The sequence below is a fragment of the Corynebacterium macginleyi genome (assembly GCF_003688935.1).
In the GTDB taxonomy this organism is placed as follows: domain Bacteria; phylum Actinomycetota; class Actinomycetes; order Mycobacteriales; family Mycobacteriaceae; genus Corynebacterium; species Corynebacterium macginleyi.
Genome location: NZ_REGE01000004.1, coordinates 37,769 through 63,012, shown reverse-complemented (window position 1 = coordinate 63,012; position 25,244 = coordinate 37,769). Strand labels below are relative to the sequence as shown.

Genomic DNA, 25,244 nt, shown 5'->3' with positions numbered 1-25,244 from the left:
CAGGGGTAATAGCGCCCCTAACACAAGGGGTTTTCAGGTGACGGACGAAGGATTCGTTGATGGGACAGTTCAGTTAGCCGGATTCCGCGCCCGAGACGCTTTCGGGGACATTTGCTGGAGCTGCAGCAGCTAAAGCCACTGGGGCGGTAACGGCTCCGAGTGCTAGAGCGCCAATGGCAATACCGGAAGGTGTGCCTTCGGTGAAAAACTAAAACAGGTACATCAGTGGCGCTTCTCAAGCTCTGCAAAGATTCCCAAGTTAAAAGCAAATGCGCGCTGCGCCTCCGAGAGTAAAACCTCGCGCTCTTCCGCGGTCAGCAAGAGGCTGTCCAGGCGTTCACGATAACCCCTGCGATACGGCGGAATCTTGCCGATGGCACTAAAGTCATAAAAGTTCAGTGCATCCGGTTCGATGTAATAAAGAGCGCCGAGGCGCGCGGCGATTACCTGCCCGCCGGAGATATCTCCGAGATACCGAACATAGTGATGAGCCACCACCTCTACCGCGCGGCCGCAAACCTCCTCCAGGCGCGCAACATAGGACGCCGTGGCCGGTAGAATCCGGATCTTTTCGCGCCAGTCGCCACCGACAAGCGCCGCCAGATCCGCCTCAATAGCAAAGCGTCGCTCCAGCCGAGGATCGGCCACCGCGCTTGCAATCGGAGTATGCGCCACGCTGCGAACAGCACGCTCCAAGGAATCATAAACAAACCACAGTTGGCCACTCAGATCAGCGGCGGCCTCCGTGCTCAGCTGGCCTGACATGAGGCGCTGCATAAATACCGATCCCTCCGCGTTCTCATGGGCGTGGGCGGTTTCCTCGCGCAGTGCGACGGATAATGGGTTCTTGAGCGTGACAGTCACTGACTTCCTCCAAAGTAACACTTACCTAATTTTCTAACTACAAACTTAAGGTTAGGCAACCCTTATGGGCAAGGGCTCTGGGAAGAAATCAACCAAAAGTACTAACTCCTTGCCCAAGGATGGCGAACATGCCGCCGATGGCTACCACACCCAAGATGGAGTTCCACACTGGGGCGAAGCTATAACCGAAGGAAGCGTTCTTCTTTGACTCCGCGATTTCCGGTTTCCTCCCTTTTGGTTCACTGGTCTATGCAGTCTCTGGGCATCTGGAAGTCCCTGGTTTCTTGTGCGGCGGCGGGGTCTGCGAGGCCACTGGCGGCTGCGAAGCAGGGTTGTTCTAAGGATTTTCCGCACCCCGCGGTTCCTCCTTCTCGTTGCATCCGCAACGAGGGGAACCATTGAGAGGTTTAAGCCGGCACCACCCAGCTGAGGCTGGACTTCAAGCTACAATTCCCCCTGAAAAGCTGGCCTTCACGTAATAGGCTTCGTAGCAAAATCCACGTCGAAGCCCAAATGGAAGTCCTCACCTGCAGGACCACCGTGCGGGGTATGTGAAAAGAGTGGATTGATGGTGGGCGTTGCAGGCTATGTAGGGTTAAGGGGAGTTAAGGAGCACAATTAAAATAGGCCCCGAACTGCATTAACAGTTCGGGGCCTTACGCGGTGGCGGCGGGATTTGAACCCGCGGTTGGGGGTTACCCAACAATCGCTTTCGAGGCGATCACCTTCGGCCGCTCGGACACGCCACCGCGTTCCAGACTACGGGAGGACCCCCAACGCAACAAAATCGCCGCGCCGGCGCTAAGCCGACGCAGCGATCTTGCTATGGAGGGACTAGAAAATTAGTCCTTCTTCAGGCCACCGATGATGTCGTTGGCCTTGTCCTTGATGGTGTCAGCAACATCAGACAGCTTGTCTTTAGCCTCGGAAGCAACCTGGTCGGCCTTGCCTTCGTTGGCTACGTCTTCGTTACCGGTTGCCTCGCCGACAGCTTCCTTTGCCTTACCTGCGAGTTCGTCCTTCTTGTTTTCCAAATCGCCCATTTTCTCTCTCCTTAAATGAGTCGCTTACAGTGTGACACCCACTATACTCATTTTTCACGCAAAGTGGTGAAGAATTTTTCTAGCAGCGCCACGCAGTCCTTTTCGAGGACGCCACCACGCACCTGTGGGCTAAAGGGCGCGGTGGGGGCACGCAGGACATCGATAAGCGAGCCGCACGCACCCGTTTTGGGTTCATAGGCGCCGAATACCAGCGAGCTCACCCGGGCGGATTGCAGGGCACCGGCACACATGGCGCAAGGCTCCAGGGTGACCACGAGCTCGCAGCCGGATAGGCGCCAGCCATCGCCGTGGATGCGCACTGCCTGGCGGATCGCCTCGACCTCGGCGTGGGCGGTGGGATCGCGCAATTGCTCGCGGCGGTTGACACCGGTGGCGAGCTCGCGGCCGGCGGCATCATAAAGCACCGCCCCCACCGGTACGTCACCGGCGGGAGTCTGGCGCGCCATAGCGAGGGCACGCTGCATGCGTTCCTGCGCGCGCTGCAGGGGCTCAGGCGTTATCAATGACGTCTTCTAGCTCATCCCCAAAGCCCAGGTCGCCGGCGATGCGAAGAAGCATATCGGAGGGCCAATCGTCCTCATCATCGATGATGTAGCTCACCTGTTCCTCGGATAGCCCAAGGTCAGCTAAAATATCGAAGTCGCCTTCACCGTAGGGTTCGGCCTCTTCCGGGTCCACATCCGGAATCTCGTGGTCATTGAGCTCCATGAAATCCGCAGCAAAATCATCGTCTACGCCATAGGTGGCGTCCGAAATTAGCATTTTCACCCCGCCTGGCACGGGCCGCACCACAATGAAGTAGGCATCCTCGACACAGAGAAGGGCAAAAGCTGCGCCCTCGGAGCGCAGGGAGCGCACTGCGGTGATGGAGGTTTGCGGGTCTTTAAAGTCATCAGCAAAGCTGCGCACCACCCATTGTCCCTCGCTGCGGGCGACGGTGACCGCGAAAGAGTAATTTTCGTTGCTCATACCTCGTGAGATTAGTCGTGTTGTGCCACAATTGTCACCGTGAGTTCTCAAGATGTTCAACGCCCCATCTGCATTATCGGCCTCGGTCTCATCGGTGGCTCCTTGCTGCGCGATCTCGCGGGCTATAACCACCACGTATTTGGATATAATCACTCCACTTCCGCTGCCCGCACCGCAGTCAAGCAGGGCTTTGACGTTAATGATGATTTGCCGGCGGTGCTGAACCGCGCCGAGGTTGAAGAGGCACTCATTGTGATAGCTGTTCCCATGACCGCGGTGGGCAGCGTTTTAGATGCCATCCAGGAATACGCCCCTAGCTGCAGCATCACGGACGTGGTCTCCGTGAAGACTCCCGTGCACCAGCAGGTATGTGACCGTGGCATGGAGGGTCGCTACGTCGGTGGTCACCCCATGGCGGGCACCTCGAAATCTGGCTGGGATCACTCCCAGACGGGGCTTTTCCGCCACGCCGCGTGGGGCATTACCTATGATTACGCCGCCGATTATGAGGCGCGCGGGGAAAAGGTTCCGCGGAAATGGATTGAGACTTTTACGGACGTCGTACGCATGACCCAGATGGTGCATGCAGAGGCCGTGCCCGTCCGCGTGGCCAACCACGACGCGGCGGTCGCCCGCATTTCTCACCTGCCGCACATTTTCGCCGAGACCCTCGCCACGGTGGGCGATAATGGCGGGATTTTGGCGCAGTCCTTGGCTGCCGGTTCCTTTAAGGATGCGACCCGGGTGGCAGGCACCCGCCCGAATCTCGTGCGGCAGATGTGCGAAACCAATGCCCCGGCCCTGGTGGAGGCCTTGGATGAGGCATTGGAGCTGCTTCGGGGTGCCCGGGAGAAGCTCGCCGCCCCCGAGCCTTCCATCGCCGAGCTTGCCGATGCCGGCTACCGCGCCCGCACCCGCATCGAAGCCAGGTCGGGCGCGCGCAAGGAATCGGTCTCCCCGGTCAAGATTTCCTCCCGTCCGGTACTACGCCTGCACCCCGGCGGCCCGAAGTGGGTGGCGCAGCTGCGCCAGACTGAGTCCCTGGGCGGGCGCATCGAGATTTTTTAGCGGCGCGACTTGCGGGTGCCACCGTTGTTAGCACCGGTGGCGAAGGTGCGCGCGGCTGCCGCGGCACCGATAAGGCCAATAGCGGCTACCGTGAGGTAGATCCACGGGTGGTCAGCGCTAGTCTGCGGCGTTGCCTGCGGAGTGGGCGTGGTCTCCGCAGTCAAAACGGCATCCTTATCCTTGCCGCTAATCACGCCGTCTACCCAGTCCTTGGTGCCGGCGAGCGTAGTGATTGCCGCGCTCGGGGAGGGCAGATCCGGGTCGGCATTGGAGGTACCGGCGGTAGCTAGGCCCGCAAGCTTTCCGTTGACAAAGAACGGTCCGCCGGAATCGCCACCCTGCATGCCGGCATTACCGGTGGAGTGGACATCGAGGATCGGGCTGCTGATCATCGGGGCCATGCCGCCTTGGCCGGGCTGCATTACTTCCCCACCGTTGCCGTCCGGCTTAACGATCTGCGGCTGCTCGGCACCCGGCTTGGTGGCACCAGGCGAGACCACCTTGGGCTTATCCGATCCCGAACCAGATCCCGGCATCTTGAGGCCGGGCATGGCCTCTGCGGCGGGCACGGACTCGTAGCCCTCGGGGACCTTCATGTCTTTATCGGGCTTGGAGCCGCCCGGCATCTTGAGGCCGGGCATGGCTTCCTCAGCGGGCACGGACTCGTAGCCTTCCGGGGCCTCCTTGTCAGCGCCTGGCTTCTGTGCGGCGTCATCGCTGGGCCCGCCGCCCAAGACTTCTGAGACTTTCATCTCTGCCATCGGCAGCTGGCCCTTGCGCGCCATGGAGGAGCTACTACTCCAGCCGTACAGGGTGCCGAGGTCACCGGTATCTGGAATATCGGTGGCGATCTTGGCCGGCTTAATATCGGTGACGGGCTCGGTGAGGTGGAGCAATCCGGCATCGGAAAGCGGGGATAGCGCCCACGAATCCACGTCATAGACCTTGCCTCCCAGGCGGGCCTGGGTGCCTTCGTTATTGACGGACTGCAGGCAGTGGCGGGCGGTAAGCACCCACTGCTTATCCACCAATGTGCCGGTGCAATCGCCGAAGTTGCCTACGCGGCCCATCTTGAGCGCGGCGACGGTCTGGGACTCGGCGTTATCGGGGGCGGGTTCGCCGTGCTCAAGGGCGCTGGCGGGGGCCGCCAACATCCCGATGATGCCGGCGGTGGTCAAAGCGGTAGCAAATTTACGCGACATGTTAGTCCTTCTTTCCAGCAGGAACGGCGAGTTTAACGGCTGAGGAGACGGCCTTTTCAAGGGGGCCTTGGCCCAGGAATTTCCGCCAGATGGTGGCGAGCACAAGGAATAGACCAATAAATGCCCACGCCCATGCGGTGTTGTGTAGTGAGATATGGCTTTGCCAGAAATAAGCGGAAGGCACGTGCAGGACATACACGGTCAGGGACATCGTGCCCATTGCGGCTAAGGGACAGACGAGCTTGGGTACCGCGCTACCAATGAGCAGGCACAGGTGCAGCACCACTGCTGCCACTGCAACGGAAAGCAGGATTTCGCCCGCGACACCGGTGTGGCCAGTAAAGCGCAGCCAGCTGGGCATATCCGGCTCGAAGCGCAAGTAGGTGCCAGCCGCGGCAATCACCGCGGCAACCGCGGTAACAATCCATTGCAGCGTCGTACGGAAGCTACCTGGGCGGATGTAGACCTCAAAGAGCAGCATGCCGGCGATGAAATACGCGATCCATGCCAGCAACGGATAGACCTGCGGCAGAGTAAACGGCGCGTAGTGCACGGTTGAGGCAATGGCGGCGATGAAGAACAAAGCCAGCTTCCACCACATGTTCAGCGGTGGTATCCAGGCGACGACCATCATGGTGATACCAATAGCAACGAGCACCACTTGGATCTGCCCGCCGACGGGGAGCAGGGCCAGTCCAATAAGTGTAATGATGGCGCCGCGGGCAATCAGGCGCAGCAGCGTCTGTGCGGAATAGTTCTTGGCGATGAGCATCATCGTCACTCCGGCGACAATGGCAAAAAGGGCGGCCGGAAGGCCCGACAAAATGACCTTGGTACTCCATACCAACGAGGCCATGTGCAAAATAATCATGCCAATAATGGCAAGTGAACGGGCCAAATCCAGCCCGACGATGCGCGATGATGTACTCACCTAGCACTCTCCTTCACGATGATGGGACGCGGCAGTCTCCACCACAACCCATGTTTATAACGACTCTCTTTTTCTACAACGGAAGTCTGGGAGGTTCCTGTACCAAAACTTTACGTGTCCTGTACCTTATGAATGCCCTCAATGGCCTTAATCGTCCCTGTGACACCACTTTCCCGCCAACCACGGGAATTACCCCCAATTTTTCCGGATTCAACACGATGAAGAACCCGCCGCAGCGCGCATCACCACCAGTTGAGATTTTTTAATCCACCCCTAAACACGCTCCTACCTGGCGTTTTCCATAAGCGGACAATGGACTCTTCTATACCTATAATTTGATAGTTTGTTTCCTGTCAAGACGCTTCCTGGCACCTATGAAAAGTGCTCAAACTTTCTGATAAATGATCACGAAGTAGGCCACTCCTCATTCCTCCCCCTAAATCGACCGGAAGAGAACACTTGCTCAAAACACGCGCTAGAAACCTAATATTTGCCGTAGCGGCCTCCGCGCTTGGCGATGTCCTCATTCCACTGTGGTCCGCCACATCGATTTCATCGCTGACGCTCGACAAGATACCGACCCTAGTTTTCTAGCCAGGATCATGGTTCAATCGGACTTTGGCAGGGCATTGGCCGTCAAACGAGAAGTCTTGCGTAATAGGGAGGTCTTTGACAATCCGATATGCAAACTTCTAGCTCCTGCTGTCTGTGAAACCGAAACTTCAGCTATACTGACCTCAGCTGCATAGCTAAACCCCGACGTGTCCATCTTCCGGGATCGGGCCCAACAATGGCATAGCACCTGGAGCACATCATGTTCACATTACTGCATCAATAAAATCCCATTTGACACACCGCAAGCTGCGGCGGGTCAAGAGGTTGACCCGTAAGAATTACCCATTTCGGAAATCCGACGCTGGGTTCATGCTGCGTGCATGAGCTTTCAGTCGCGGTTGTCAAACATCGGGAGACACGATGCAGGATTATAAGACTTCTGATCAAAAATTTTGGACTACCGTACGCAAGAACCATCCTGACTATCTACGGTGGTTCTTCGCTGATACAGCAAGCGCCTTGGGGGCGTCCCTCGTTGCTATCCCCATTTCACTTGCGAGCTACTACCTCACTGGAGGCCTAAGTCAGGCAGGAGTGATTGGAGCCGCAAGCTCGGCAGGCTCGATGATCATGACGATCCCAGCCGGCATGATCATCGACCGTTTTAACAAGAAGAAGTTACTTTTCTTCTACGGGCTGAGCCAAATTGGTATCTGGTCAACCTTCTCGCTACTGCTTTACTTGGGCAAATTCACTTTCATCCTTTTGTTCTTCTTTAGCCTGTTTGCAGGAATGATTACAGGCACGTTTGGAGGCCTAACCAACGCCATTTTGAGATTCATCATTCCCGAGAATTTGCTTGTTCAAGCGCAAGGCCGTAACCAGACTCGAGACAACATTATCTGGATGGTTGGACTACCTTTAGGAGGCTTTCTCTACGGTCTAGCCTCGGTTATTCCCTTCATCGTACAAACTTTGTGTGGGCTGGGTCCGCTCTATGCTTCGAAAACCCTCAGTATGGATCTGGGGAAGTCAAACAGTGGGCAACAGTATTCATTTAGAGAGTTCTGGTCCGATAGCAAATATTCTTTGACTTGGATTTGGAAATATCCGCTACTTCGAACAATCTTCAGCATCGATATCTTCTCCAACTTCGCCAACTTTTTCCTCATCGTGTCCATTGACCTATGGTTGGCCTACCTCAAAGTTGATGGTTGGATAATCGGCCTCACCTCCACCATGTTCACTCTTGGAATGATCGTTGGAGGACTTCTTCAAGACCGCCTCATCAAGCAATTTCCAGGAAGAAACATCATCCGAGCAACGATGTTCTGGCAACTAATGTGGTATCTATTTCTTCTTGCATTTTCTCAGTATTGGCCGCTTATCGCAGTTGCAGCATTTTTTATCGTAGTTCCCTCCATTGCGTGCAACTCATACTCCGGAGGACTGCTTGCGTTATCAGCGCCTCCCGAAAAAATAGGAAAATGCTCGGCAGGAGCGCGTCTGATGATGGGATTGCTACCAATCATCGTCTCCGCCAGCGCGGGTGCATTCCTCGCCGCAATTGGTTTTCAGGCAAGCATGGCACTGTGCGCTCTGTGCTCGGTTATCTCCTGTTTGATAGCGGCGAGTTCAGTCCTACGCACACTACCTAAAGCATCCGAGTTCAATTCACTCCCCGTATGCGAGTAAGTCCCAAGGTCATCTACCAACAACTCAAAGACAGATCTACAACGATCGGACCCGGCCCCCGGAAAATGGACACGCCGGGGGCCGGGCCCTAATTACCACAAGCCCTACTGGAAAAAGGCGCCCCACCCCTAGACCCAAAACACGAAAAACCGGCACCCCAGAACAAAAACAACTGAGATACCGGTTTGTCAACAATGTCGCGACTGACCTGTCAAACATGTCGCGACTCATGACAGTGTGCGCCCGGAGGGATTCGAACCCCCAACCTTCTGATCCGTAGTCAGATGCTCTATCCGTTGAGCTACGGGCGCGGTAGCTGTTAAGCATTGCGTATGCACTGCCGTACAACGAGAGTTTACTATACCCACGGACCGCAAGACAGACAAATCGCCTGCACAGAGCCGCGTTCGGCGGGATAGCCAGAGGCTTATTGTTCACCCACCGTTCACACTTTAGCTGGGCATGAAAAATCCAGAAGTTATACGAGGGCGGCGGCTTCGGCATCAGAAAGCAGGGCATCTTGAAAAGCTTGCCCGGTGGATTCGTGATCGAAGTCGACGCCAATGAGCACGAGCTCCGTGCCGGGGGTTACGCCATTGGCGGCCCATAAAGAAGCGGGCATAATCTGCAGGTTGGGCCCGGCCTGCTGCCACGCGTGAGCTACGCGCAGGTCGGTATCGATCCAGCAGTACCCCTTGGATCGCACAAGGCCCGTGCTTGCCCGAAGGGCGGCGATGAGGCGCTCGCGATTAAAAGGGCGATCGGCACGGAAGACGAGAGAGGAGATGCCGTATTCCTCGGTTTCTGGTGTATGCGGGTTCGCAAGCTCTTCGGCGTAGCCATGATAGGAGGCAGCGGTTGCGGTATTAAATAAATGCGCATCGAGAACCAGCTCCGGTGCGATAGCCCCGTGGGTGACCGGTACTACACGCGCCCGCGGATTCATGGCGCGAACGGCGGCGATAACGCGCTCGGCTTCGACCGCCTCGACGAGATCGGTCTTGGTGATGAGGATAAGGTCGGCGAATTCGACCTGGTCCACCAAGAGATCGGAAATAGTGCGATCATCTTGAGGCGTAGCCTCGATACTTTCGGATACGAGGCTGCGGCCGCGGCGCAATTGGTTCAAGAAGGTCGAGGCATCAACGAGGGAGACCATGGTGTCGATAGGGGCGACATCGGCAAGCGTGGTGCCATCGGCAAATTCCCACTCAAAGGTGGCGGCCACGGGCATGGGCTCGGAAATGCCGGTAGATTCGATGACAATCTGATCAAAGCGGCCGGAGCGCGCTAGCCTGCCCACAGACTCGATGAGGTCTTCGCGCAAGGTGCAGCAGATGCAGCCATTCGACAGTTCCACGAAGCGATCCTCGCCGCGCTCGAGGTGGCCTTCGCCGGCAACGAGGGCGGCATCGATATTGACCTCAGAAAAATCGTTGACAATGACCGCTAACTTGCGCCCCTCCCGGTTCGCGAGCAGGTGATTGAGTAGCGTGGTCTTTCCGCTGCCTAAAAATCCGGACAGCACGGTAACGGGTGTAGCCATCCTTTAATGGTACCGTTTTTCATTAAAGGATGGCTATTGGGGGTTCGCGCCTAGACCGCCAGCCCGAAGATCGGCACCGCCAGTAGAAAGACGGTAAGGGTAATAAGGAAGATGCCGATGATATTGAGGCCGACGCCGCCCTTGATCATCTCGCCAATCTTGACGTAGCCGGAACCATACGCAATGGCGTTCGGCGGGGTTGCCACCGGAAGCATAAAGGCACAGGTGGCAGCCAAGGCGACCGGAATAGTGAGCAGCAGGACGTTAATATCGCCTTCGGTGGTCAGGCCCACACCCACGGCGACGCCGCCCATAATGGGAATGAAGGTGGCCGCGGTTGCGGTATTAGAGGTGAACTCCGTCAGGAAAAGCACCAAGGCGGCAACGGCCGCAACGATAAGCATGGTTGGCAAGGAACTTAGCCCCTTGGCCATCTCACCAATCCACAGGGACAAACCGGAAGAGTTGAAGGATGAGGACAGGGAGAGGCCACCACCGAAGAGAAGGAGGACATCCCAGGGCATTTCGTTGGCCGTTTTCCAATCCAGCAGGCGGATGCGACGCTGCGAGTCGGCCGGCAGGATGAACAAGAGTATACCGGCGGCGATGCCGACGATGGCATCGTCATAAAAATTAAAATCATCAAGAACGATGGGCAGGGATACCCAGGCCACGGCAGCTAAAACGAAGATGATGCCGGTCATGATCTGCGGGCGGGTCCACGAGCCCAGGGCTTTGATTTCTGCATTGATGAGCTCGCGGCCGCCGGGGATTTCGGTCATTTCCGGCTTGAAGATGGTAATCAACAGCACCCATGCGATGAGCAGGAAGGCAAGCGCCAGGGGAACACCGACGACCATCCAGCGCCCAAAGCCGAGGGTCACGTCCCAGGTATCGGCCATGTACGCATTCAGGAAGGCATTCGGCGGGGTGCCGATCAGGGTACCCAACGAGCCGATGGAGGCGGAGTACGCGATGCCCAGCATCAGAGCGGTGGCGAATTTCTTCTGCTTGTCCCAACCGCCAACAGTCTCTGCGGTAAGCGCCAGCACGGAAGTACCAATCGGCAGCATGACGACGGCGGTTGCGGTATTTGATACCCACATGGACAAAAAGCCGGTGGCCAGCATAAAGCCCAAAATCAGGCGACGCGGCGAAGTGCCGATAAGTTTCACCACATAAAGCGCCAGGCGGCGGTGCAGGTTCCAGCGTTGCAACGACAGCGCGATGAGAAATCCACCCATGAACAAGAAAATCGTGGCAGAGGCATACGGTGCGCCGACCTCCTTGATGGTTCCCACGCTAGCGAGTGGGAAGACTACCAACGGAATCAGCGCGGTGGCCGCCAGCGGGATAGCCTCAGTCATCCACCACACGCCCATGAGAATGGTCACGGCCGCCACGGTGCGGATGGCGCTCAGCGTGTAATCGGCTTCTTCGTCCACGCCGGTGGACTGCTGGACAGTATCGATCGCGTTGGAGGGGAAGATGAAAAATACGAGGATAGCCAGGGCTAAGCCAAGGAAAAGGCCAATGAACTGGCGGCGCCATTCATTGCGTGGGGCACCGGGATCCTCAGCGCCCTCCGATCGGGCGGTCGATTCGTGAGTATGCGGGGTGGTCATGCCGCGAACTCCTTTGCTAGAGAGATTTTTAGCAGGGCGGGGTGATAGCTCTGCCAATTACCAGCAATAGAGCTAGATCCTTGGTGCATACCGAATATCATCCAGTCCGTGCAGAGCATGCTAAGACCCTACAAAACAATTGCACCGTAAACCACAAACTTTTTCAAATCACCCCCATTCTTTTTAAAATTCACAGACCACAGCTTCTCAAAATGTGAAATCTTCCCCACCGGTTCGCTACCCCCGTCCGGCGCGACCCACCCCGTGTGCCAGGGCCCCTTATAAACCGAGCACCGACTTGGCGATGAGGAAATAAATAATCAGACCCGTAGCATCGCAGAACGTGGAAATAAAGGGATTGGAAAATACGGCGGGGTCCGCACCAATGCTCTTCGCGACAATGGGCATCAGCCCACCCACCGTGGCGGATATGGAACAAATTAGAAACAGCGTCGAACCAATGACTAGACCTATATCTACGCCGTAGATCACCGTTGCCAGGCCAAGTCCGGCCAAGCCCAATACGGTACCAAGCAACATACCCACGCGGAGCTCGCGCCAAAGGACGGCGAGAAGGTCGCGCCCGCGGACATCACCAAGCGCAAGCGCACGGGTAACCGTGGTTGCCGCCTGGTTTCCCGTATTACCACCGGTACCGGTCAACAACGGGATAAACAGAGATAGCACCACGGCCTGCGCCAAGGTGCCTTCAAAAGCGTCCAAGACCCGCACGGTCAACAGCGCAGACACCGCCAGCACCAGCAACCACACGATGCGGGACTTCACCAGTTTCAATAGCGGTGTGGACAGGTACGGCTGTTGCAAAGCCTCGGTACCACCGGCGCGCGCGGAGTCCTCGCTATCCTCTGCTTCAACAATGTCAATGGCATCGTCCCAGGTCAAAAGGCCGACCAAGCGGTCTGAATCATCCACTATGGGCAATGCCAAAATATCGAGCGGGAGGAACCACCTGGCGGTTTCTTCCGCATCATCATTGGCATTGGCGTAGATAGGGCTTTGCATAATATCCCCAATCGTGGTGCCTTCCCCTGCGGTAAAAATCTCCCGCAGCGTCACCACGCCCACCAGGCGGCGGTCCGTGCGGGTAATGGGCACCGCATAGATGGTTTCCAGCTCATCGGCCTTCGCACGCAAGGTCCGCAGCGCTTCCTCCACGCTCATTTCGGGATGGATGCCGGGGACCTCAGGCGACATGCGGCGGCCCACCGAGCCCTTGGTATAGCCCAGGACAACCCCGGTGACATCCCGCTTCGATTTGGTAAGCGAGCGCAACAACCGATCGGCGATTTCCGCCGGCAGCTCATCTAAAAGAGCCACGCGGTCTTCCGGCTCGAGCTCATCGAAGAACTCGTAGACATCAGCATTGCCCAGCTCATCAATGATATCGGCCTGGTGTTTGGCGTCCAGGGCATCAAATACCACGATGGATTTACGCCGCGGCAACAAGCGCAGAGCCAGCGCGGCGCGAATAGCATTTTGCCGCTCGACGATGGCGATAAGCTCCTGCAGCGGAACCTCATCAAGCAGCGCCTGCAAGCGGGGCGCTTTTTGCGGGTCAATGGCAGAATCCTGCTTCAGCCATGCCTCGACCGTATCGCTGGCCTGCTCAGTAACATCCGCCATCGCCGTCACCTTGCCCTTCTCGCCCCTCATACCGCAGCGCCGTAAGCCGCCTTAATTGATATAACCCCACATAGATTACGCCCATCCTCACCAGCCCACAGCGTTGCGATGGAAAACTTTGCCTTCAGGCGAAAACACCCCACAGGGCGAAGGCGGCGAGCAAAGAGACCAGCCCTGCGCCGCCAGCCAGGACGGCGGCGCCGGGGAGGTGGTGGTGGGCGCGGAGAGAGGCATCGACGAGCGATGCCCGCTTCCGCACCGCCATGTTCCACACCAACCCACCTACTGCAAGCACCGCCAGCGGGATAAACACGGTGACACTGACCACGCGCATAACCCCCAGAAATATCACCGCCAGCGCGAGGAGGGTGCGCTGCCAAGAAAGGCGGGTACGCTCGGGCTGCAAGCCGGGGTCAAAGAGTTCCCCGGGCAGCTGCGGACTACGCAAGTAACTCGCCTATAAACAGCACTGACGCGATAACAACGATGGTGCCCACGAGCACCGGGATGGCGATGCTAAAGGGCAGTGAGCGCTGCTGCCGCAAAGCACGCTCAGCCCGCTTCCATTGCACCCACGCAACTACCGGCAGAATAATCGCCACCACCAGCATGAACGCAGAAACCGCCGTGCGAAGAGTCGCCGGCAGCGACACATCAAAGGCTTCCAGGGCCACGCCCCCAGCAATCAGCGCGAGCGAGGTGCGGATCCAGGCGAGGAAGGTGCGCTCATTCGCCAGCGTAAAACGCGGATCAGGGTCGCTTCCTACCCCAAATACCGAGCGGGGAAACCTCGAATCGCTCATGTCTTCCTACCTTATATTCACAGCGCGGCCTTAGCGCGCTAAGGCCATCCCTATTGGATCATTCAGCCACAAAACAAATAGCACCACGTAGGTAACTGCTAAAGCGTGCAAAACTCCGTCTTTATCTTCTGCACTTTTCCACAGCGCCATTATTCACGATAAAAATCCACCACGTGAGGGGTTCATCCTTGTGAAGAAATCTCCTTGGGAGCCAAATGAAGTGTCCCAGGTTTTGTTCCGCTTGAGTAGATGGGAAAATCTGGAACATGCCAAGAAAAATTTTGACCAGGATGCAAACAACCGTGTGGTCCGTCTCGTGGAAGACCGCATCTTGGCGGAAAACATGTCAATGCACCCCGCGTACCAGGCAGTAGCCCCAAAGCTCGGGGTTTCATGGCACACAGCTCGTCAATGGACTTAAGCCTGCCCGCCGTGCAGGAACCATCCCAGAACCTGTTCCTGAAGACGTAGCCGCCGAAAACGCGAGGCTACGCCGCGAAAATCAAGAACTTCGGGATACCAACGAGTTGTTGAAGGCTGCGTCAGCTTTTTCGCCTCACGACTAGGCCCACAACATTAAGAAATGATCCGGTTCATCGATAAATACCGGAATCGTTTCTTAATCGAGTTCATCTGTAAGACGTTGAAGAATAACCGGGCTGGTGGGTTGGGCCCGACCCGGTCAGGAGACAACTTGTCTCGGGGAACCTTGCCTCCGACCAGCCGATCGCCGCAACCAATTTACTCATATGATCAACATTCACAACTTGCTCCCATAAGAATATTTGTGCACCTGATTATTCATCCCCCTTCAACGATCCGACCACCATCCCTGTTGTGATGAGTGCGGCGCTCGTGATATATATAAGCATACTCGTGGTCAGGATATTCGAGAGATGGGCGAAAACCAGATTCCCGAGCGGCATCAACGCTGCGGAACCCGTGGTGACGACAGCGATGACCCGACCCATCTTCTCCATAGGTATCTCACGTTGCAGTCGGCTGAAGAGAATGATGTTGTAGATCGTCACGAGCACGGCGATAACCGTTAAAGAGATAATGGTCGCCCAGATGCTAGCGGCAAGGCATGGCAGTAGCGCCACGGCGGTCGGTATCATTAGATGACTTGCACGAATTCCCCTCAAGCGTGCTGCAACGAGTGCGGCAGTCAGGGCGGCGGCAACTGCTCCGATCGCTTCGAACATGTTTGCCAGTCCAAACATGTAGGCTTCTGATCTTGTTTCTGTCACGCGGTTCAGCAGAATGAACGTCGTGCTCGTCAGGAAGAAGTTGATGCTCAGCGCGCTCAGTACTTCGCCTCGCAGAATCGGATGTCCGACTATGAATCGAAACCCTTGGAAGAGTGCATGCTTCTTCCGATCTCCTTCGCCGGCATGACTGGGCGGAGCCGGCGGTAGCGGTAACGTGAGCAATAAGGAAACGATAAACGAGACGCCGTTTACCAGAATACTCAGAGCGAAGGCGTCTGGCCCTCCGACGGTTAGCAGCAGTGCTCCCAGCGCGGGCCCGGCGGCTCGGGAGACCTCGCCGAACCCTGTGTAGGCGCTGTTGAAACGCTCCAAGTCTTCTGACGATACTACAGCCGGGATGATCGCGCGGCTCGTAGGCGAATACAAGCTGGCGACTGCTGACGTCGTGACAGCGATGCCCAGCGCGATCAAGACGACGTCGCTCTTCGGCGCGAAGAACAGCACAGAAACGGCAGTGAGGCAAACTGCGGCCGCCACGGCGTCTAACAGAATGAGAAGGATCCGCTTGTCGAACTTGTCTAGCCAAAAGGTGGCGAAGAAACCGACAAGAACGATCGTCAAACCGGCGATCGCATTCACCCAGCCGACACCGTCGTTGCCTGCTGCCTCACTGACAGCCCAGGTCATCACAACGATGTAGGAGAGCGCTCCAACCTTTGAGAACGCGACGGCGCCGATCAGCCAGTGTGCACGCCCGAGATTCTGGGGTCCGAACGTCATAGTGCGGTCGCGCGGTGGAGTACGAAGCGATCCGTCGTAAGCCTGGCCGCCTTAACGTCGAAGGATCGTCCTGAGACGGTACCGCCGCCGTCCGCTCCGACCCATCCCGTATCAGTGTTCTGGCGATAATCCGATACGACTAGGCCCGTCGCTGCGCCATCGTCAGACAAGACAAATCCGCCCGTTGCGGCTGCGAGCGGCGCAGTCTCTTCCATCGGCTCATCAGAGTGGACCGTGGCTGCGAGCTGGAGTCCTATTCCGTCGAATGTCACTCGATCTTCGACGAACTTGTCAACCGCAGCCATGTATTTGTTGAACCCGAGCTGGTATCCCCGAACGAGGGAAAGCTCGTTGTCCACGTACGTCCGCGGCGGAAAGATGAATGGGCGGTCAGCGACGATGACAGGAACCTTGATAATAACCTCGTTGTAGTCTACATAGTCCACGCCATTGAAATTAGAGCTCACAGTGGAGAATGTTACGAAAAAGTGGTCGACTGAAAGCTGCTGGGCACAGTCATCCGGTGTCGAAAGGTCGGAGAGCTGTTCGAAATCAACCAATCCGTCCTGTACATGACAAGAGAATGTCGTGTTGGTGGACTTGACGATGTTCGGAAGCAGGACCCGGCGTCCGCGGATCATTGAATGACCAGCCGTTCATCGATGATTGAGCGAGCCTGTGCGAGTTTTTCTTCGACTTCCTCGGCGTCTGCGCCGATGAACTCGAAGATGGCCGCGTTATCTGTGACGACCCCAGTATTCTCCGAGAACTCGTCTCCCGGCTTCGCCCAGATCCATGCGTTCTCAGCCATGCTGAAGTCCTCGCTCGTGGGAGCGGAGATTACCTCACCCTTCACGCGGTATCGCGCATAGCAGATGGCTCGTCGCCGTGGACGAGCCAAGGTATCCCAGGTCAACGAGGGGGCCGTGCTCTCTTCCCCAGCCAAAGCGGACCAATAGTCTTCGAGAACAGGCGCGTCGAAGGCATATCGCGCAATACGCGGAATTCCCAGTCCTCTAAATCGGCGACCCACCTCACAGAAGACAGGGACACCGTCTTTCGGGATGAACCATTCGAAGTGTAATGTGTTGACCCGATCCCGGCTGCCGATAGTCTTCAGAACCCGAAGCGAGGATTCAAAGAGCGCTTTGAGGAGGTCAGATGATTCGTCATATACCTTCGACGTCGAGATCGCGATTCCATCGCGCCCGTCGAGCGAGCTAAGCACGGTCGCGTCGTATTCGTGCACATAAAAGTGACGCATGTCGTGGCCGACGGCGAACCCATCGACTGTCACCATTCGGGGAGTCTGGATGAACGACTCAGCGATGTAGTCGCAGAGGGGAAGCGCTGCGAACTCGTCGTCGTCGATATCGTTGAGGAGATACACGCCTTGCGCTCCCGCACTTCTACGAGGTTTCACGATATCGAACCCCTCAGTGAGAAGTTGCTCCCGTGTCCCGGTGAACTCTTCCAGCCCTCGGAAGTCCGGCTGGGGTATTTTTCCCTCTAGCGCCGACCGCATGAACAGCTTGTCTTTAAAGAGGGTGCCGACCGCATACTCTGATACGCCTGTTACAAAAAAACTCTTCCAGCAATCCTGCAGTCGCTATGTCTTCCTCTGCCAGCGTGGAGACAGAACGGATCGTGTGCTCTCGGGCGATGTCTCTAATCGCCCTGAAGAGAGTGGGAACCTCGAAGTCGACAAGGAACCTGACCATCGACTGATCAACGGGCGGGGCCGATTTGTAGCGGGAACTAGAACCTTCGTGACTCAAGATGATCGCATCGCGGTCATTGAGGTGCCACAGTTCAACTGGTCGAGGCGAATGCCGAAACAAAACGACGTTGACGGCATCCATCACGCTTCCCCGGCGTCCATTGCGGTGGACCGTTCGCGAATTAGTACAGACGGGAGTTTTTCTGCCCACTCTAGTGATTCTCTGACCCCGTCTGCGATGCTCAACTCGGCTTGCCAACTGAGGAGCTGTTCGGCCTTGTCGGTCAAAGTCGCACAACCCACGACATCACCGGGCCGCGGAGGAGCTGTCTGCACATTCAGGGGCTTCCCGGTCGCTTGCCCGAACGCGTCGGCGAGTTCGAACACCGTTGTTCCCGTTCCGGTTCCGAGATTAATAATATCGAAACCATCGATCTCGGATCTCGAGATGACCTCGTCGAAGTTCTGAAGCGCCGCCACGTGGGCCCGGGCGAGGTCCCAGACATGCACATAGTCACGAAGTCCGGAACCGTCGCGCGTGGGCCAATCGACACCCGTCACCGTGAATACCCCTCCGCTTCGATACGCCTCGATCATCTTGCCGAGGGCGTGTGTCGGATGTGGATCCTGGAGGCCACTACGCATACTAGGGTCTGCGCCGATCGGATTGAAATAGCGCAACGCGATCGCGTTCATCGCACCGGTGGCAGCGAAATCGCGCAGCACGCGCTCCAACATCCATTTGGATGCCGAGTAGGGACTCTGAGGGGCGACTGCTCCGGACTCATCGACCATGTAGTCATCACCAGCTTCGTACATGGATGCGGTCGAGCTAAGAATGAAGCGGCGGACTCCGAGACCGGATAGCTCACGCAAAAGCGTCAGTGACTTGGCGACGTTGTTCTCATAGTAGTCGAGTGGCGCGGACACAGATTCAGGAACGACGATTTTCGCCGCACAGTGGATGACGGAATCGATATCTGGATGCTCAGACAGGATGTTCTGCACTAAGCAGGTGTCCGCGATATCGCCTTCGTAGTTTGCATACGGCCGTGAGAACTCTTTGAGCCCCTTGCTGTAGTCATCCAAGATGACGGGCGTTATGCCATTGTCCTCGCAACATGCCGCAATGGTCGATCCAATGTACCCTGCTCCACCGGTGATGAGAACCTTCATGCATTATCCTTCAGTCGAATGCCGCAACCTTTAGCCGCGCTCGACAAGAGTATATCTGGTCGCGTCTTCTAGAGTTGTGTCTCAGCATATTTTCCTGTGAGGCAAGTGGGTCGGCAGGTCCACGCGGCAGGCTCTCGTAACCGAGCAGGAGTCCTAGAGACTCGGCCCGTCGACGCCCGGGTCCATTCTCGGAGAACTGGTCGGTCCAGACGCCCGACCGGTCCACGACTGTCGGTGCTACCGATGCTACCGATGCTACCGATGCTGCTGGTTCCGGGGCCGGCGAGAGTCGGTGGAGTACGCGCGGGATCTCCTGGTCGCGGCGTGCAGCCGGGAGCGGGCAGATGTGACCCCGCACGCGGTGTGGGGCAAGAACTGGGATCGGTGGTTGATGGATCGACTGTCGACGGATCTTACGGTGGATGTTCACCCGTTCGCCGGCACACCGATGGCCAAGGCGATGGAGGGCCCGACCCCTAAACACAACCACCCCCGCAGAAGCCTATACAGCCCTACCTAAAGCGCATCCAGTAGAAATCACACCAGACCATGACTACCGACTGCGCACCGACAAAGTAGGCACCAACGGCAAGACAACCCTGCGATGGAATGGCAAACTACGCCGTCTCTACATCGGACGCAGATGGGGCGGAGAACCCATCACAATGGTCTGCGTCGACAACCACGTCGACATCAAAATAACCGCCACCGGGGCACAAATCGCCGCCTACACACTCACCGAAGAAAAGATCTACTACAACAAGAAAGACAACGAACTCAACCTCCAACGGGGCAACTAAAAAGAAAAGTCTCGAGACACCGACCGGAACGATGTCTCGAGACTTCACACGGCGGAGATGAGAGGATTCGAACCTCCGGACCCCAGAAGGGTCAACTCCTTAGCAGGGAGCCCCATTCGGCCACTCTGGCACATCTCCAGGTTCAGAAAGAACCATTAAAGACAATACCTGCCGCATGCGCCGCGGCCAAACCAACCCCTAGTTTTGTCCGCGGTTTCTTTCCACTCGCGCAGGAGAGACGACCTAGAGTGGTAGGCATGATTCGCTCTGACTTACACGCCATCCCCAGCTACGCGCCCGGCGCGCACCACGATGATGCTCTCCAGCTGTCTTCTAATGAGGCCGCCCAGCCACCGCTACCTGAGGTCACCGAGGCTATGGTCCGTGCCGCCGCCGAAGCCAATCGCTACCCGGATATCACGGCCACCAAGTTGCGTGAGGAGTTAGCTCAACACCTGGGGGTGGGGTTTGACCAGGTTGCGGTGGGAACGGGTTCTTCCGCGTTATGCCAGCAATTGGTGCAAATCACCACCGTAGGCGGTGAAGAGGTGATCTTCCCGTGGCGATCCTTCGAGGCTTATCCCATCTTTGTCCAGGTGGTAGGTGCGCGCCCCATTCCGGTTCCACTTGATGCGGACCATCGCGTGGATTTGGCCGCGATAGCGGATAAAATTACCGCGGATACGCGCCTGATTTTCGTCTGCAATCCGAATAATCCTTCCGGCACCACCGTAACCAAGGCGGAGTTCGCCGAATTTATGGACGTAGTGCCAAGTGATGTCCTCGTTGTCCTCGATGAGGCCTATATCGAATACAACCGTAATGCCGATACCCCACTGGGCACCGAGCTTTTTGGCACTTATCCCAATGTGGTTTTTCTGCGAACCTTCTCCAAGGCCTACGGTTTAGCCGGCGTGCGCGTGGGCTATGCCTTTGGCCCAGAAGAGATCATCGCGGCGCTTAATAAGGTAGCAATTCCGTTTTCCATCAATTCCGTGGCCCAAGCTGGTGCCCGGGCTGCGCTAACAGCGCAGGATTCGCTGCGCGAGCGCACCGAAGAAACCTGTCAACAGCGCGAGCGCGTGGAAAAGGAACTGGCAGAATGGGGTGTTCCCCACTCGGAGACCAACCACGTATGGCTGCCGGCGGAGAATATCAAAAAGCTGGGAACGCCACAGGAATTAGCCACGCGCCTAGCCGAACACGGCGTACTGGTGCGCGCCTTCAACGACGGCGTACGAATAACCATTACAACTGAGGAAGAAACTAACGCCCTACTTCGGGCGTGGAGCGATGCCATAGGAGGCTAAATGCGCTTGTTGATCAATTTTGTCCTCAACGTAGTCGCCATCACGATCGCGCCTAGGGTCGTCGTGGGCATTACTCCCGGCATTTACATCACTCCGGATAAGCTGGGTAATTTTATTGCCGTGGCCATTGTGTTCATCATTATTAACGCGGTGGTCATGCCAGTACTGCGCTTTATTGGCACCCCGTTGACCTGCCTCACCCTCGGGCTATTCGCACTCGTTATCAACGGCGCCGCTCTACTAATCGTGGAGTGGATGCTCAATACCTTCGACGTAGGAATTGGCCACCTCGTGGTCAACTCCTGGGGCTCTGCGATCTTCGGCGCCATCGTCTTGTCTCTGGTCAGCAGCCTGGTCAATTTCTTCACCAGCCCGCTGCGCGGGCCAGTCTAAGGCACCAGCTGGCCTAAAACACCGGCTGGTCTAACAGACCAGCCGGTCTAAAGGAACAAGTTATCCGCCGGCGAAGGGGGGCAGCACGTCAATGCGGGTCGCGCCCTGAAGTGGCGAGTCTGCTTGAGTATTCCCGGCGCCATCGATAAGAAAATTGCAGCGCTCCAGTACCTCTTTCATGCTCATACCGGCATCGGTGGTGCCGGTATGATCTTTGGCCAGTTGATCTATGAGTTGGCCCAAGGTGTTGGGCGCTTTTACCTGCTCCGAAGCGACGCCGGCCGCGGCACGGGCTGCCGCGAAATAGTGAACTGTCAACATGCTTCTTACTATGCCCGCAGGCTTCGAGCATGTCGAACTCGCGGGTAAACTAATCCCCATGCGCACTCCCGAAACCCACGCGCACGAGATCGCGGCAGCCCTCGGCCGGCGCGAAGTCATCTCCCTGCCACTGGGGCAAGCACAGGAGATGGTGCTTGCCGCCGATGTCTATACCGCCTTCCCCTCGCCGCGCTTTAGCAACTCCCAGATGGATGGCTACGCGTTGCCCGCCACTGCAGCCGGATCGTACGAGGTTGGCCCCACTATTGCCGCAGGCGCAGATCCCGCCAAGCTTCTGGATGGCCGCTTGCGCACCGCTTGCCCTATCATGACCGGAGCCAAGGTCCCAGAGGGAACGGCATCCATCGTGCCGATTGAACAGTGCCAGCCGCAGGAGTTCCTCCAGCCGGGCGAGGCCATTACCGTCCCCGCCACTGTAGAGGGTCAATTCATCCGCAGGAGGGGCACGGACCTCGAGCGGGGCGTTTTCTTGGCCGAAAAAGGCGATAAGCTCACCCCGGTCCGTCTGGCCGCGCTGGCCTCCCAAAGCATCGAGGAGGTCACCGTTTACCGGCCCGCCCGCATCCTCGTGTGCACCGGCGGCGCAGAGATTGGCACCGGTACCGCTGCCATTCCCGATGCCAATGCACCGCTCATCTCCGCTATGGCCCACCGCGCCGGCATTGAAGTCGCCGGTTATGTCGCCACCAATGATGATCCAAAGGTGCTCACCCGCGCACTGGCGGAGGCCACGCAGCTCCACCGCCCCGATGCCATCATCACCTCCGGCGGGATTTCCGCGGGTAAATACGAGGTCATCCGGCAGGTGCTCACCGGTTGGTTTGGGCACGTGGATCAACAGCCCGGCGGGCCGCAGGGCATCGCCAGTTTCCATGGCACCCCGGTCATCTGCTTACCCGGCAATCCGATATCCACCATGGTGAGCTTCCGCCTCTTTGTCGCCCCCACTCTGGGCTGGGCGCCCGCGGCATACCGTGTGCCAATCGCGCACGGCATTGAGGGCTTGGACCACAAGGAGCAATTTCGCCGCGGTTATGTCGATGCGCAGGCCCACGTTATCGGCGGTGCTAGCTCCCACCTTTTGGCTCAAGCCGCCGCTGCCACCCACCTCATCCGCATTCCCGCCGCTAAGAGCCTCAACGCAGGAGAAAAAGTAAAGGTCTATCCGCTATGAGTTCTGCTCGCACCGCCATTGTTTTAGTCGCCTCCACCCGCGCCGCCGCTGGGGTCTACGCGGATCGCTCGGGCCCCATCGCGGTAGATTTCTTGCGCCGCAAGGGCTTCGACTGCCCCGCTGCCCGCGTGGTTCCTGATGCCGATATCGCCGCGGCAGTGGATCAGGCCTTCGCCGAACAGCCCGCGGTCATCCTCACCTCCGGCGGGACCGGCCTGACCCCGGACGATCTCACCATCGATGCCGTCCAACCCCACCTCACGCGGGAGCTTCCCGGCATCACCATGGCCTTTTGGAATAAGGGCTTGGAGACTATCCCCACCGCGGTTGCCTCGCGCGCAGTAGCAGGAGTCAATGACACCACCTTTGCTATGACCCTGCCCGGTTCTACCGGCGGGGTGAAAGATGGTTGCGCCGTGCTAGAGGAATTAATCATCCACATCGTCGATATGTTAGAAGGAAGACATGAGCACTGATCCCTCTTATGTCGCCGCGCAGACTGGGCTCACTGTCGGCACTGTCCTGACCGAACAGCCCCTCGAACCTCTTCTTGATGCCGCCAAAACCGAGGTGATCACACCGGCCATGGGCGCGGTGGTTACGTTCGAGGGTATCGTGCGCGATCACGATGGCGGCCGGCCGGATGTCACCCAGCTAACCTATACCGCGCACCCCAGTGCCCCAGAAAAGCTGCGCGAGATTGTCAATGAAGTAGCAGGCCAGCACCCCGTGCGCTTGTGGGCGGCCCACCGCACCGGTGATCTGCAGGTGGGCGATCTGGCCTTTAGCGTCGTCGCCGCCTCTGCCCACCGCAGCGATGCCTTCCGCGCCGCGGAGGCCTGCGCCGATCGCGTCAAAGCCGAGGTGCCCATCTGGAAGGAACAAAGCCACGGTGATGGCTCCGTTAACTGGGTGGGCCTCGAATGAGCATCCGCTATGCCCGCCAAGAGGCCCTGTGGGGTGAAAAGGGTCAGCAGAAATTGGCTGACTCCCACGTCGCGGTCATCGGCGCGGGCGGGCTTGGCTCACCGGCGCTACTTTACCTAGCAGGCGCCGGGGTAGGCCGCCTTTCGCTTTTTGATGACGATATCGTCTCCCCCTCCAACCTCCACCGGCAGGTTATTCACACCACCGCATCCATTGGCACTGCGAAAACCGCGTCCGCCGCGGCTACAGTACACGCTCTCAACCCTGAGGTGGACCTCATCTGCCATGGCCGCCTGGAATCCGCCACCGCTCTCAAGCAGCTGCGCGGCTGCAACGTGATCCTCGATGGGACGGATAACTTCGACGCCCGCTACCTGTGCTCGTGGGCCGCCCACAGCCTGGGTATTCCGCATATTTGGGCCTCTATCCTGGGCTTTGATGCGCAGATGAGCGTCTTTTGGTCAGGCAAGGGCCCTGTGTACGAAGATGTCTTTCCCACCGCTCCTGCCCCGGGCGAGGTCCCGTCGTGTTCCCAGGCCGGTGTTCTAGGCCCCATCGTCGGCACGGTGGGATCCGCGATGGCCCTGGAAGCTATGAAGATCATTACCGGCGTCGGCACTCCGCTTATTGGCACCCTCGGTTATTTTGAAGCTCTATCTGGGACCTGGGAGTATATCCCCATCCGCCCCACCGGCGCGCAGCCTACCCAACCAGCCGATGCCCCCGAGGTCCGCGAGATCCCCTCGCACGCCCCGCTTATCGATGTCCGCACCAACGCCGAACACGCCCACACCGCCATTCCTCATTCGACGCATTTTCCCCTCGACCGCATCCTCGCCGGGGAGAACCCGGACATCGGCCAGGGCGATGCCGCCATTCTCTACTGCGCCAGCGGCATCCGGTCTGCGCAAGCGGTCCACGTACTGCGCGGTCGCGGCTACGAGCGAGTCGTTTCCCTGCGCGGTGGCATTAACGCGTGGCTCGAGCAGCACGATATGTCCTAGCCTCTCAAACAGGGTGGGGTGCCTATGACCTTCCGTATGTGTCTTCCTTGCCGCGGACAAAGACGAACCAGATCAGCGGCCCCAAAAAGGAAGGGCAAAGGTAGCAGCGATAAAGAGCACCTTGGCCGCAATCTGTACCCAGGAGCGATGATAGAAAATAACCGCCGCAATCCAGAACGCGACGAGCAAAATAATGGGAAGGAACCCGAGGAAGCACTGTCAAATGCGGATTTCTGGTACCGGTGTTCCGAAGACTCGGTACTGCCGTATTCCGGGTAGTTAATACCAGGGCGGTCCGACGGAGTCGGCCCGGCTGTTTGCTCTAATCGTACGGTTCTATTGGGACGATGGCCTTGTACATGTCAAGGTCTCCGATGCGGATTCGGTGGCCGTAGTAGAGGCGGCTTACCAGTGAATCAGCTCCGAGCCTGTCGGGCAGTG

The 25,244-nt window shown here is 57.8% G+C and carries 26 protein-coding genes, 3 tRNA genes and 1 pseudogene; 11 read left to right on the top strand and 19 right to left on the bottom strand.

Annotated elements, in window-relative coordinates:
- Nucleotides 1–222 precede the first annotated feature (222 nt).
- The 5 genes from D9V82_RS04570 to D9V82_RS04550 all read right to left on the bottom strand — a co-directional run bounded on the left by D9V82_RS04570 (nucleotide 223) and on the right by D9V82_RS04550 (nucleotide 2,897).
- Nucleotides 223–864: a biliverdin-producing heme oxygenase gene (locus D9V82_RS04570; protein ID WP_121911207.1), complete on the bottom strand. Its 642-nt coding sequence runs from the start codon at nucleotides 862–864 to the stop codon at nucleotides 223–225.
- Between the two features lie 661 nt (nucleotides 865–1,525).
- Nucleotides 1,526–1,613, bottom strand: a tRNA-Ser gene (locus tag D9V82_RS04565).
- Between the two features lie 93 nt (nucleotides 1,614–1,706).
- A complete protein-coding gene (locus tag D9V82_RS04560) occupies nucleotides 1,707–1,907 on the bottom strand; it encodes a CsbD family protein (protein WP_121911205.1) in 201 nt (66 codons plus the stop codon).
- Between the two features lie 47 nt (nucleotides 1,908–1,954).
- Complete coding sequence (locus D9V82_RS04555) at nucleotides 1,955–2,413, bottom strand: nucleoside deaminase (protein ID WP_411763251.1); 459 nt, start codon at nucleotides 2,411–2,413, stop codon at nucleotides 1,955–1,957.
- A 4-nt stretch (nucleotides 2,414–2,417) separates the two neighbouring features.
- Nucleotides 2,418–2,897 carry a tRNA adenosine deaminase-associated protein gene (locus tag D9V82_RS04550; protein ID WP_121911201.1) on the bottom strand — a complete coding sequence of 160 codons (480 nt, stop codon included), beginning with the start codon at nucleotides 2,895–2,897 and terminating at the stop codon, nucleotides 2,418–2,420.
- Nucleotides 2,898–2,936: 39 nt separating this feature from the next.
- Between D9V82_RS04550 and D9V82_RS04545 the strand changes: the two genes are divergently transcribed.
- Nucleotides 2,937–3,965, top strand: a complete 1,029-nt coding sequence (locus D9V82_RS04545; protein WP_121911199.1) for a prephenate dehydrogenase — start codon at nucleotides 2,937–2,939, stop codon at nucleotides 3,963–3,965.
- Here D9V82_RS04545 and D9V82_RS04540 read toward each other — a convergent pair.
- On the bottom strand, nucleotides 3,962–5,167 hold the full coding sequence (locus D9V82_RS04540; RefSeq protein ID WP_121911198.1) for a trypsin-like serine protease: 1,206 nt from the start codon (nucleotides 5,165–5,167) through the stop codon (nucleotides 3,962–3,964). The genes D9V82_RS04545 and D9V82_RS04540 overlap by 4 nt on opposite strands.
- 1 nt (nucleotide 5,168) lies before the next feature.
- Entirely contained in the window at nucleotides 5,169–6,098 is a 930-nt protein-coding gene (locus D9V82_RS04535) for a DUF418 domain-containing protein (protein WP_121911197.1), read from the bottom strand.
- A 975-nt stretch (nucleotides 6,099–7,073) separates the two neighbouring features.
- On the opposite strand from D9V82_RS04535, the gene D9V82_RS04530 reads away from it, so the two are divergent.
- Entirely contained in the window at nucleotides 7,074–8,348 is a 1,275-nt protein-coding gene (locus tag D9V82_RS04530; RefSeq protein ID WP_121911196.1) for an MFS transporter, read from the top strand.
- 238 nt (nucleotides 8,349–8,586) lie between these two features.
- Here the strand turns inward: D9V82_RS04530 and D9V82_RS04525 are convergent.
- The 6 genes from D9V82_RS04525 to D9V82_RS04500 all read right to left on the bottom strand — a co-directional run bounded on the left by D9V82_RS04525 (nucleotide 8,587) and on the right by D9V82_RS04500 (nucleotide 13,966).
- Nucleotides 8,587–8,659 (bottom strand) — tRNA-Arg (locus D9V82_RS04525).
- Nucleotides 8,660–8,826: 167 nt separating this feature from the next.
- Complete coding sequence (locus tag D9V82_RS04520; protein WP_121911195.1) at nucleotides 8,827–9,894, bottom strand: GTP-binding protein; 1,068 nt, start codon at nucleotides 9,892–9,894, stop codon at nucleotides 8,827–8,829.
- Between the two features lie 50 nt (nucleotides 9,895–9,944).
- Entirely contained in the window at nucleotides 9,945–11,519 is a 1,575-nt protein-coding gene (locus D9V82_RS04515; RefSeq protein WP_121911194.1) for an SLC13 family permease, read from the bottom strand.
- Nucleotides 11,520–11,798: 279 nt separating this feature from the next.
- Nucleotides 11,799–13,163 (bottom strand): magnesium transporter, encoded by a 1,365-nt coding sequence (gene mgtE / locus D9V82_RS04510; RefSeq protein WP_121911193.1) that lies wholly within the window; start codon nucleotides 13,161–13,163, stop codon nucleotides 11,799–11,801.
- Between the two features lie 124 nt (nucleotides 13,164–13,287).
- On the bottom strand, nucleotides 13,288–13,611 hold the full coding sequence (locus D9V82_RS04505; RefSeq protein ID WP_121911192.1) for a DUF202 domain-containing protein: 324 nt from the start codon (nucleotides 13,609–13,611) through the stop codon (nucleotides 13,288–13,290).
- Nucleotides 13,604–13,966, bottom strand: a complete 363-nt coding sequence (locus D9V82_RS04500) for a YidH family protein (RefSeq protein WP_121911191.1) — start codon at nucleotides 13,964–13,966, stop codon at nucleotides 13,604–13,606. Before D9V82_RS04500 ends, D9V82_RS04505 begins: the two co-directional genes overlap by 8 nt.
- Nucleotides 13,967–14,186: 220 nt before the next feature.
- On the opposite strand from D9V82_RS04500, the gene D9V82_RS04495 reads away from it, so the two are divergent.
- On the top strand, nucleotides 14,187–14,387 hold the full coding sequence (locus D9V82_RS04495; protein WP_121911331.1) for a hypothetical protein: 201 nt from the start codon (nucleotides 14,187–14,189) through the stop codon (nucleotides 14,385–14,387).
- A 376-nt stretch (nucleotides 14,388–14,763) separates the two neighbouring features.
- On the opposite strand, the gene D9V82_RS04490 is transcribed toward D9V82_RS04495, so the two are convergent.
- From D9V82_RS04490 to galE, 4 genes are all read right to left on the bottom strand, one after another.
- The gene (locus D9V82_RS04490; protein WP_121911190.1) at nucleotides 14,764–15,957 is read right to left on the bottom strand and encodes an MFS transporter; all 1,194 of its coding nucleotides are present in this window, start codon (nucleotides 15,955–15,957) and stop codon (nucleotides 14,764–14,766) included.
- Nucleotides 15,954–16,424: an acetoacetate decarboxylase family protein gene (locus D9V82_RS04485; protein WP_167449728.1), complete on the bottom strand. Its 471-nt coding sequence runs from the start codon at nucleotides 16,422–16,424 to the stop codon at nucleotides 15,954–15,956. Before D9V82_RS04485 ends, D9V82_RS04490 begins: the two co-directional genes overlap by 4 nt.
- A 170-nt stretch (nucleotides 16,425–16,594) precedes the next feature.
- Complete coding sequence (locus tag D9V82_RS04480) at nucleotides 16,595–17,482, bottom strand: ATP-grasp domain-containing protein (protein ID WP_121911188.1); 888 nt, start codon at nucleotides 17,480–17,482, stop codon at nucleotides 16,595–16,597.
- A 336-nt stretch (nucleotides 17,483–17,818) separates the two neighbouring features.
- A complete protein-coding gene (gene galE / locus D9V82_RS04470) occupies nucleotides 17,819–18,853 on the bottom strand; it encodes a UDP-glucose 4-epimerase GalE (RefSeq protein ID WP_121911186.1) in 1,035 nt (344 codons plus the stop codon).
- A gap of 470 nt (nucleotides 18,854–19,323) precedes the next feature.
- Here galE and D9V82_RS04465 point away from each other — a divergent pair.
- Nucleotides 19,324–19,653 (top strand): annotated as a pseudogene (locus tag D9V82_RS04465) (IS481 family transposase); the annotation flags it as partial.
- A 52-nt stretch (nucleotides 19,654–19,705) separates the two neighbouring features.
- On the opposite strand, the gene D9V82_RS04460 reads toward D9V82_RS04465, so the two are convergent.
- Nucleotides 19,706–19,791, bottom strand: a tRNA-Ser gene (locus tag D9V82_RS04460).
- A 119-nt stretch (nucleotides 19,792–19,910) separates the two neighbouring features.
- Here D9V82_RS04460 and hisC point away from each other — a divergent pair.
- Nucleotides 19,911–20,963: a histidinol-phosphate transaminase gene (gene hisC, locus D9V82_RS04455; protein WP_121911185.1), complete on the top strand. Its 1,053-nt coding sequence runs from the start codon at nucleotides 19,911–19,913 to the stop codon at nucleotides 20,961–20,963.
- Nucleotides 20,964–21,356 carry a phage holin family protein gene (locus D9V82_RS04450; protein ID WP_121911184.1) on the top strand — a complete coding sequence of 131 codons (393 nt, stop codon included), beginning with the start codon at nucleotides 20,964–20,966 and terminating at the stop codon, nucleotides 21,354–21,356. It begins immediately after the preceding gene.
- Between the two features lie 60 nt (nucleotides 21,357–21,416).
- On the opposite strand, the gene D9V82_RS04445 is transcribed toward D9V82_RS04450, so the two are convergent.
- Complete coding sequence (locus tag D9V82_RS04445) at nucleotides 21,417–21,677, bottom strand: MoaD/ThiS family protein (protein ID WP_121911183.1); 261 nt, start codon at nucleotides 21,675–21,677, stop codon at nucleotides 21,417–21,419.
- Nucleotides 21,678–21,735: 58 nt separating this feature from the next.
- Here D9V82_RS04445 and D9V82_RS04440 point away from each other — a divergent pair, with 58 nt between their 5' ends.
- From D9V82_RS04440 to D9V82_RS12885, 5 genes are all read left to right on the top strand, one after another.
- Nucleotides 21,736–22,872 (top strand): molybdopterin molybdotransferase MoeA, encoded by a 1,137-nt coding sequence (locus D9V82_RS04440; protein ID WP_121911330.1) that lies wholly within the window; start codon nucleotides 21,736–21,738, stop codon nucleotides 22,870–22,872.
- Nucleotides 22,869–23,348 carry a MogA/MoaB family molybdenum cofactor biosynthesis protein gene (locus D9V82_RS04435; protein ID WP_121911182.1) on the top strand — a complete coding sequence of 160 codons (480 nt, stop codon included), beginning with the start codon at nucleotides 22,869–22,871 and terminating at the stop codon, nucleotides 23,346–23,348. Before D9V82_RS04440 ends, D9V82_RS04435 begins: the two co-directional genes overlap by 4 nt.
- The gene (locus D9V82_RS04430) at nucleotides 23,338–23,799 is read left to right on the top strand and encodes a molybdenum cofactor biosynthesis protein MoaE (protein WP_121911181.1); all 462 of its coding nucleotides are present in this window, start codon (nucleotides 23,338–23,340) and stop codon (nucleotides 23,797–23,799) included. Before D9V82_RS04435 ends, D9V82_RS04430 begins: the two co-directional genes overlap by 11 nt.
- Nucleotides 23,796–24,803 (top strand): ThiF family adenylyltransferase, encoded by a 1,008-nt coding sequence (locus D9V82_RS04425; protein ID WP_121911180.1) that lies wholly within the window; start codon nucleotides 23,796–23,798, stop codon nucleotides 24,801–24,803. Before D9V82_RS04430 ends, D9V82_RS04425 begins: the two co-directional genes overlap by 4 nt.
- Before the next feature lie 147 nt (nucleotides 24,804–24,950).
- Nucleotides 24,951–25,082, top strand: coding sequence for a hypothetical protein (locus D9V82_RS12885; protein WP_267910833.1), 132 nt, complete (start codon nucleotides 24,951–24,953; stop codon nucleotides 25,080–25,082).
- The last annotated feature ends 162 nt before the right edge of the window (nucleotides 25,083–25,244 follow it).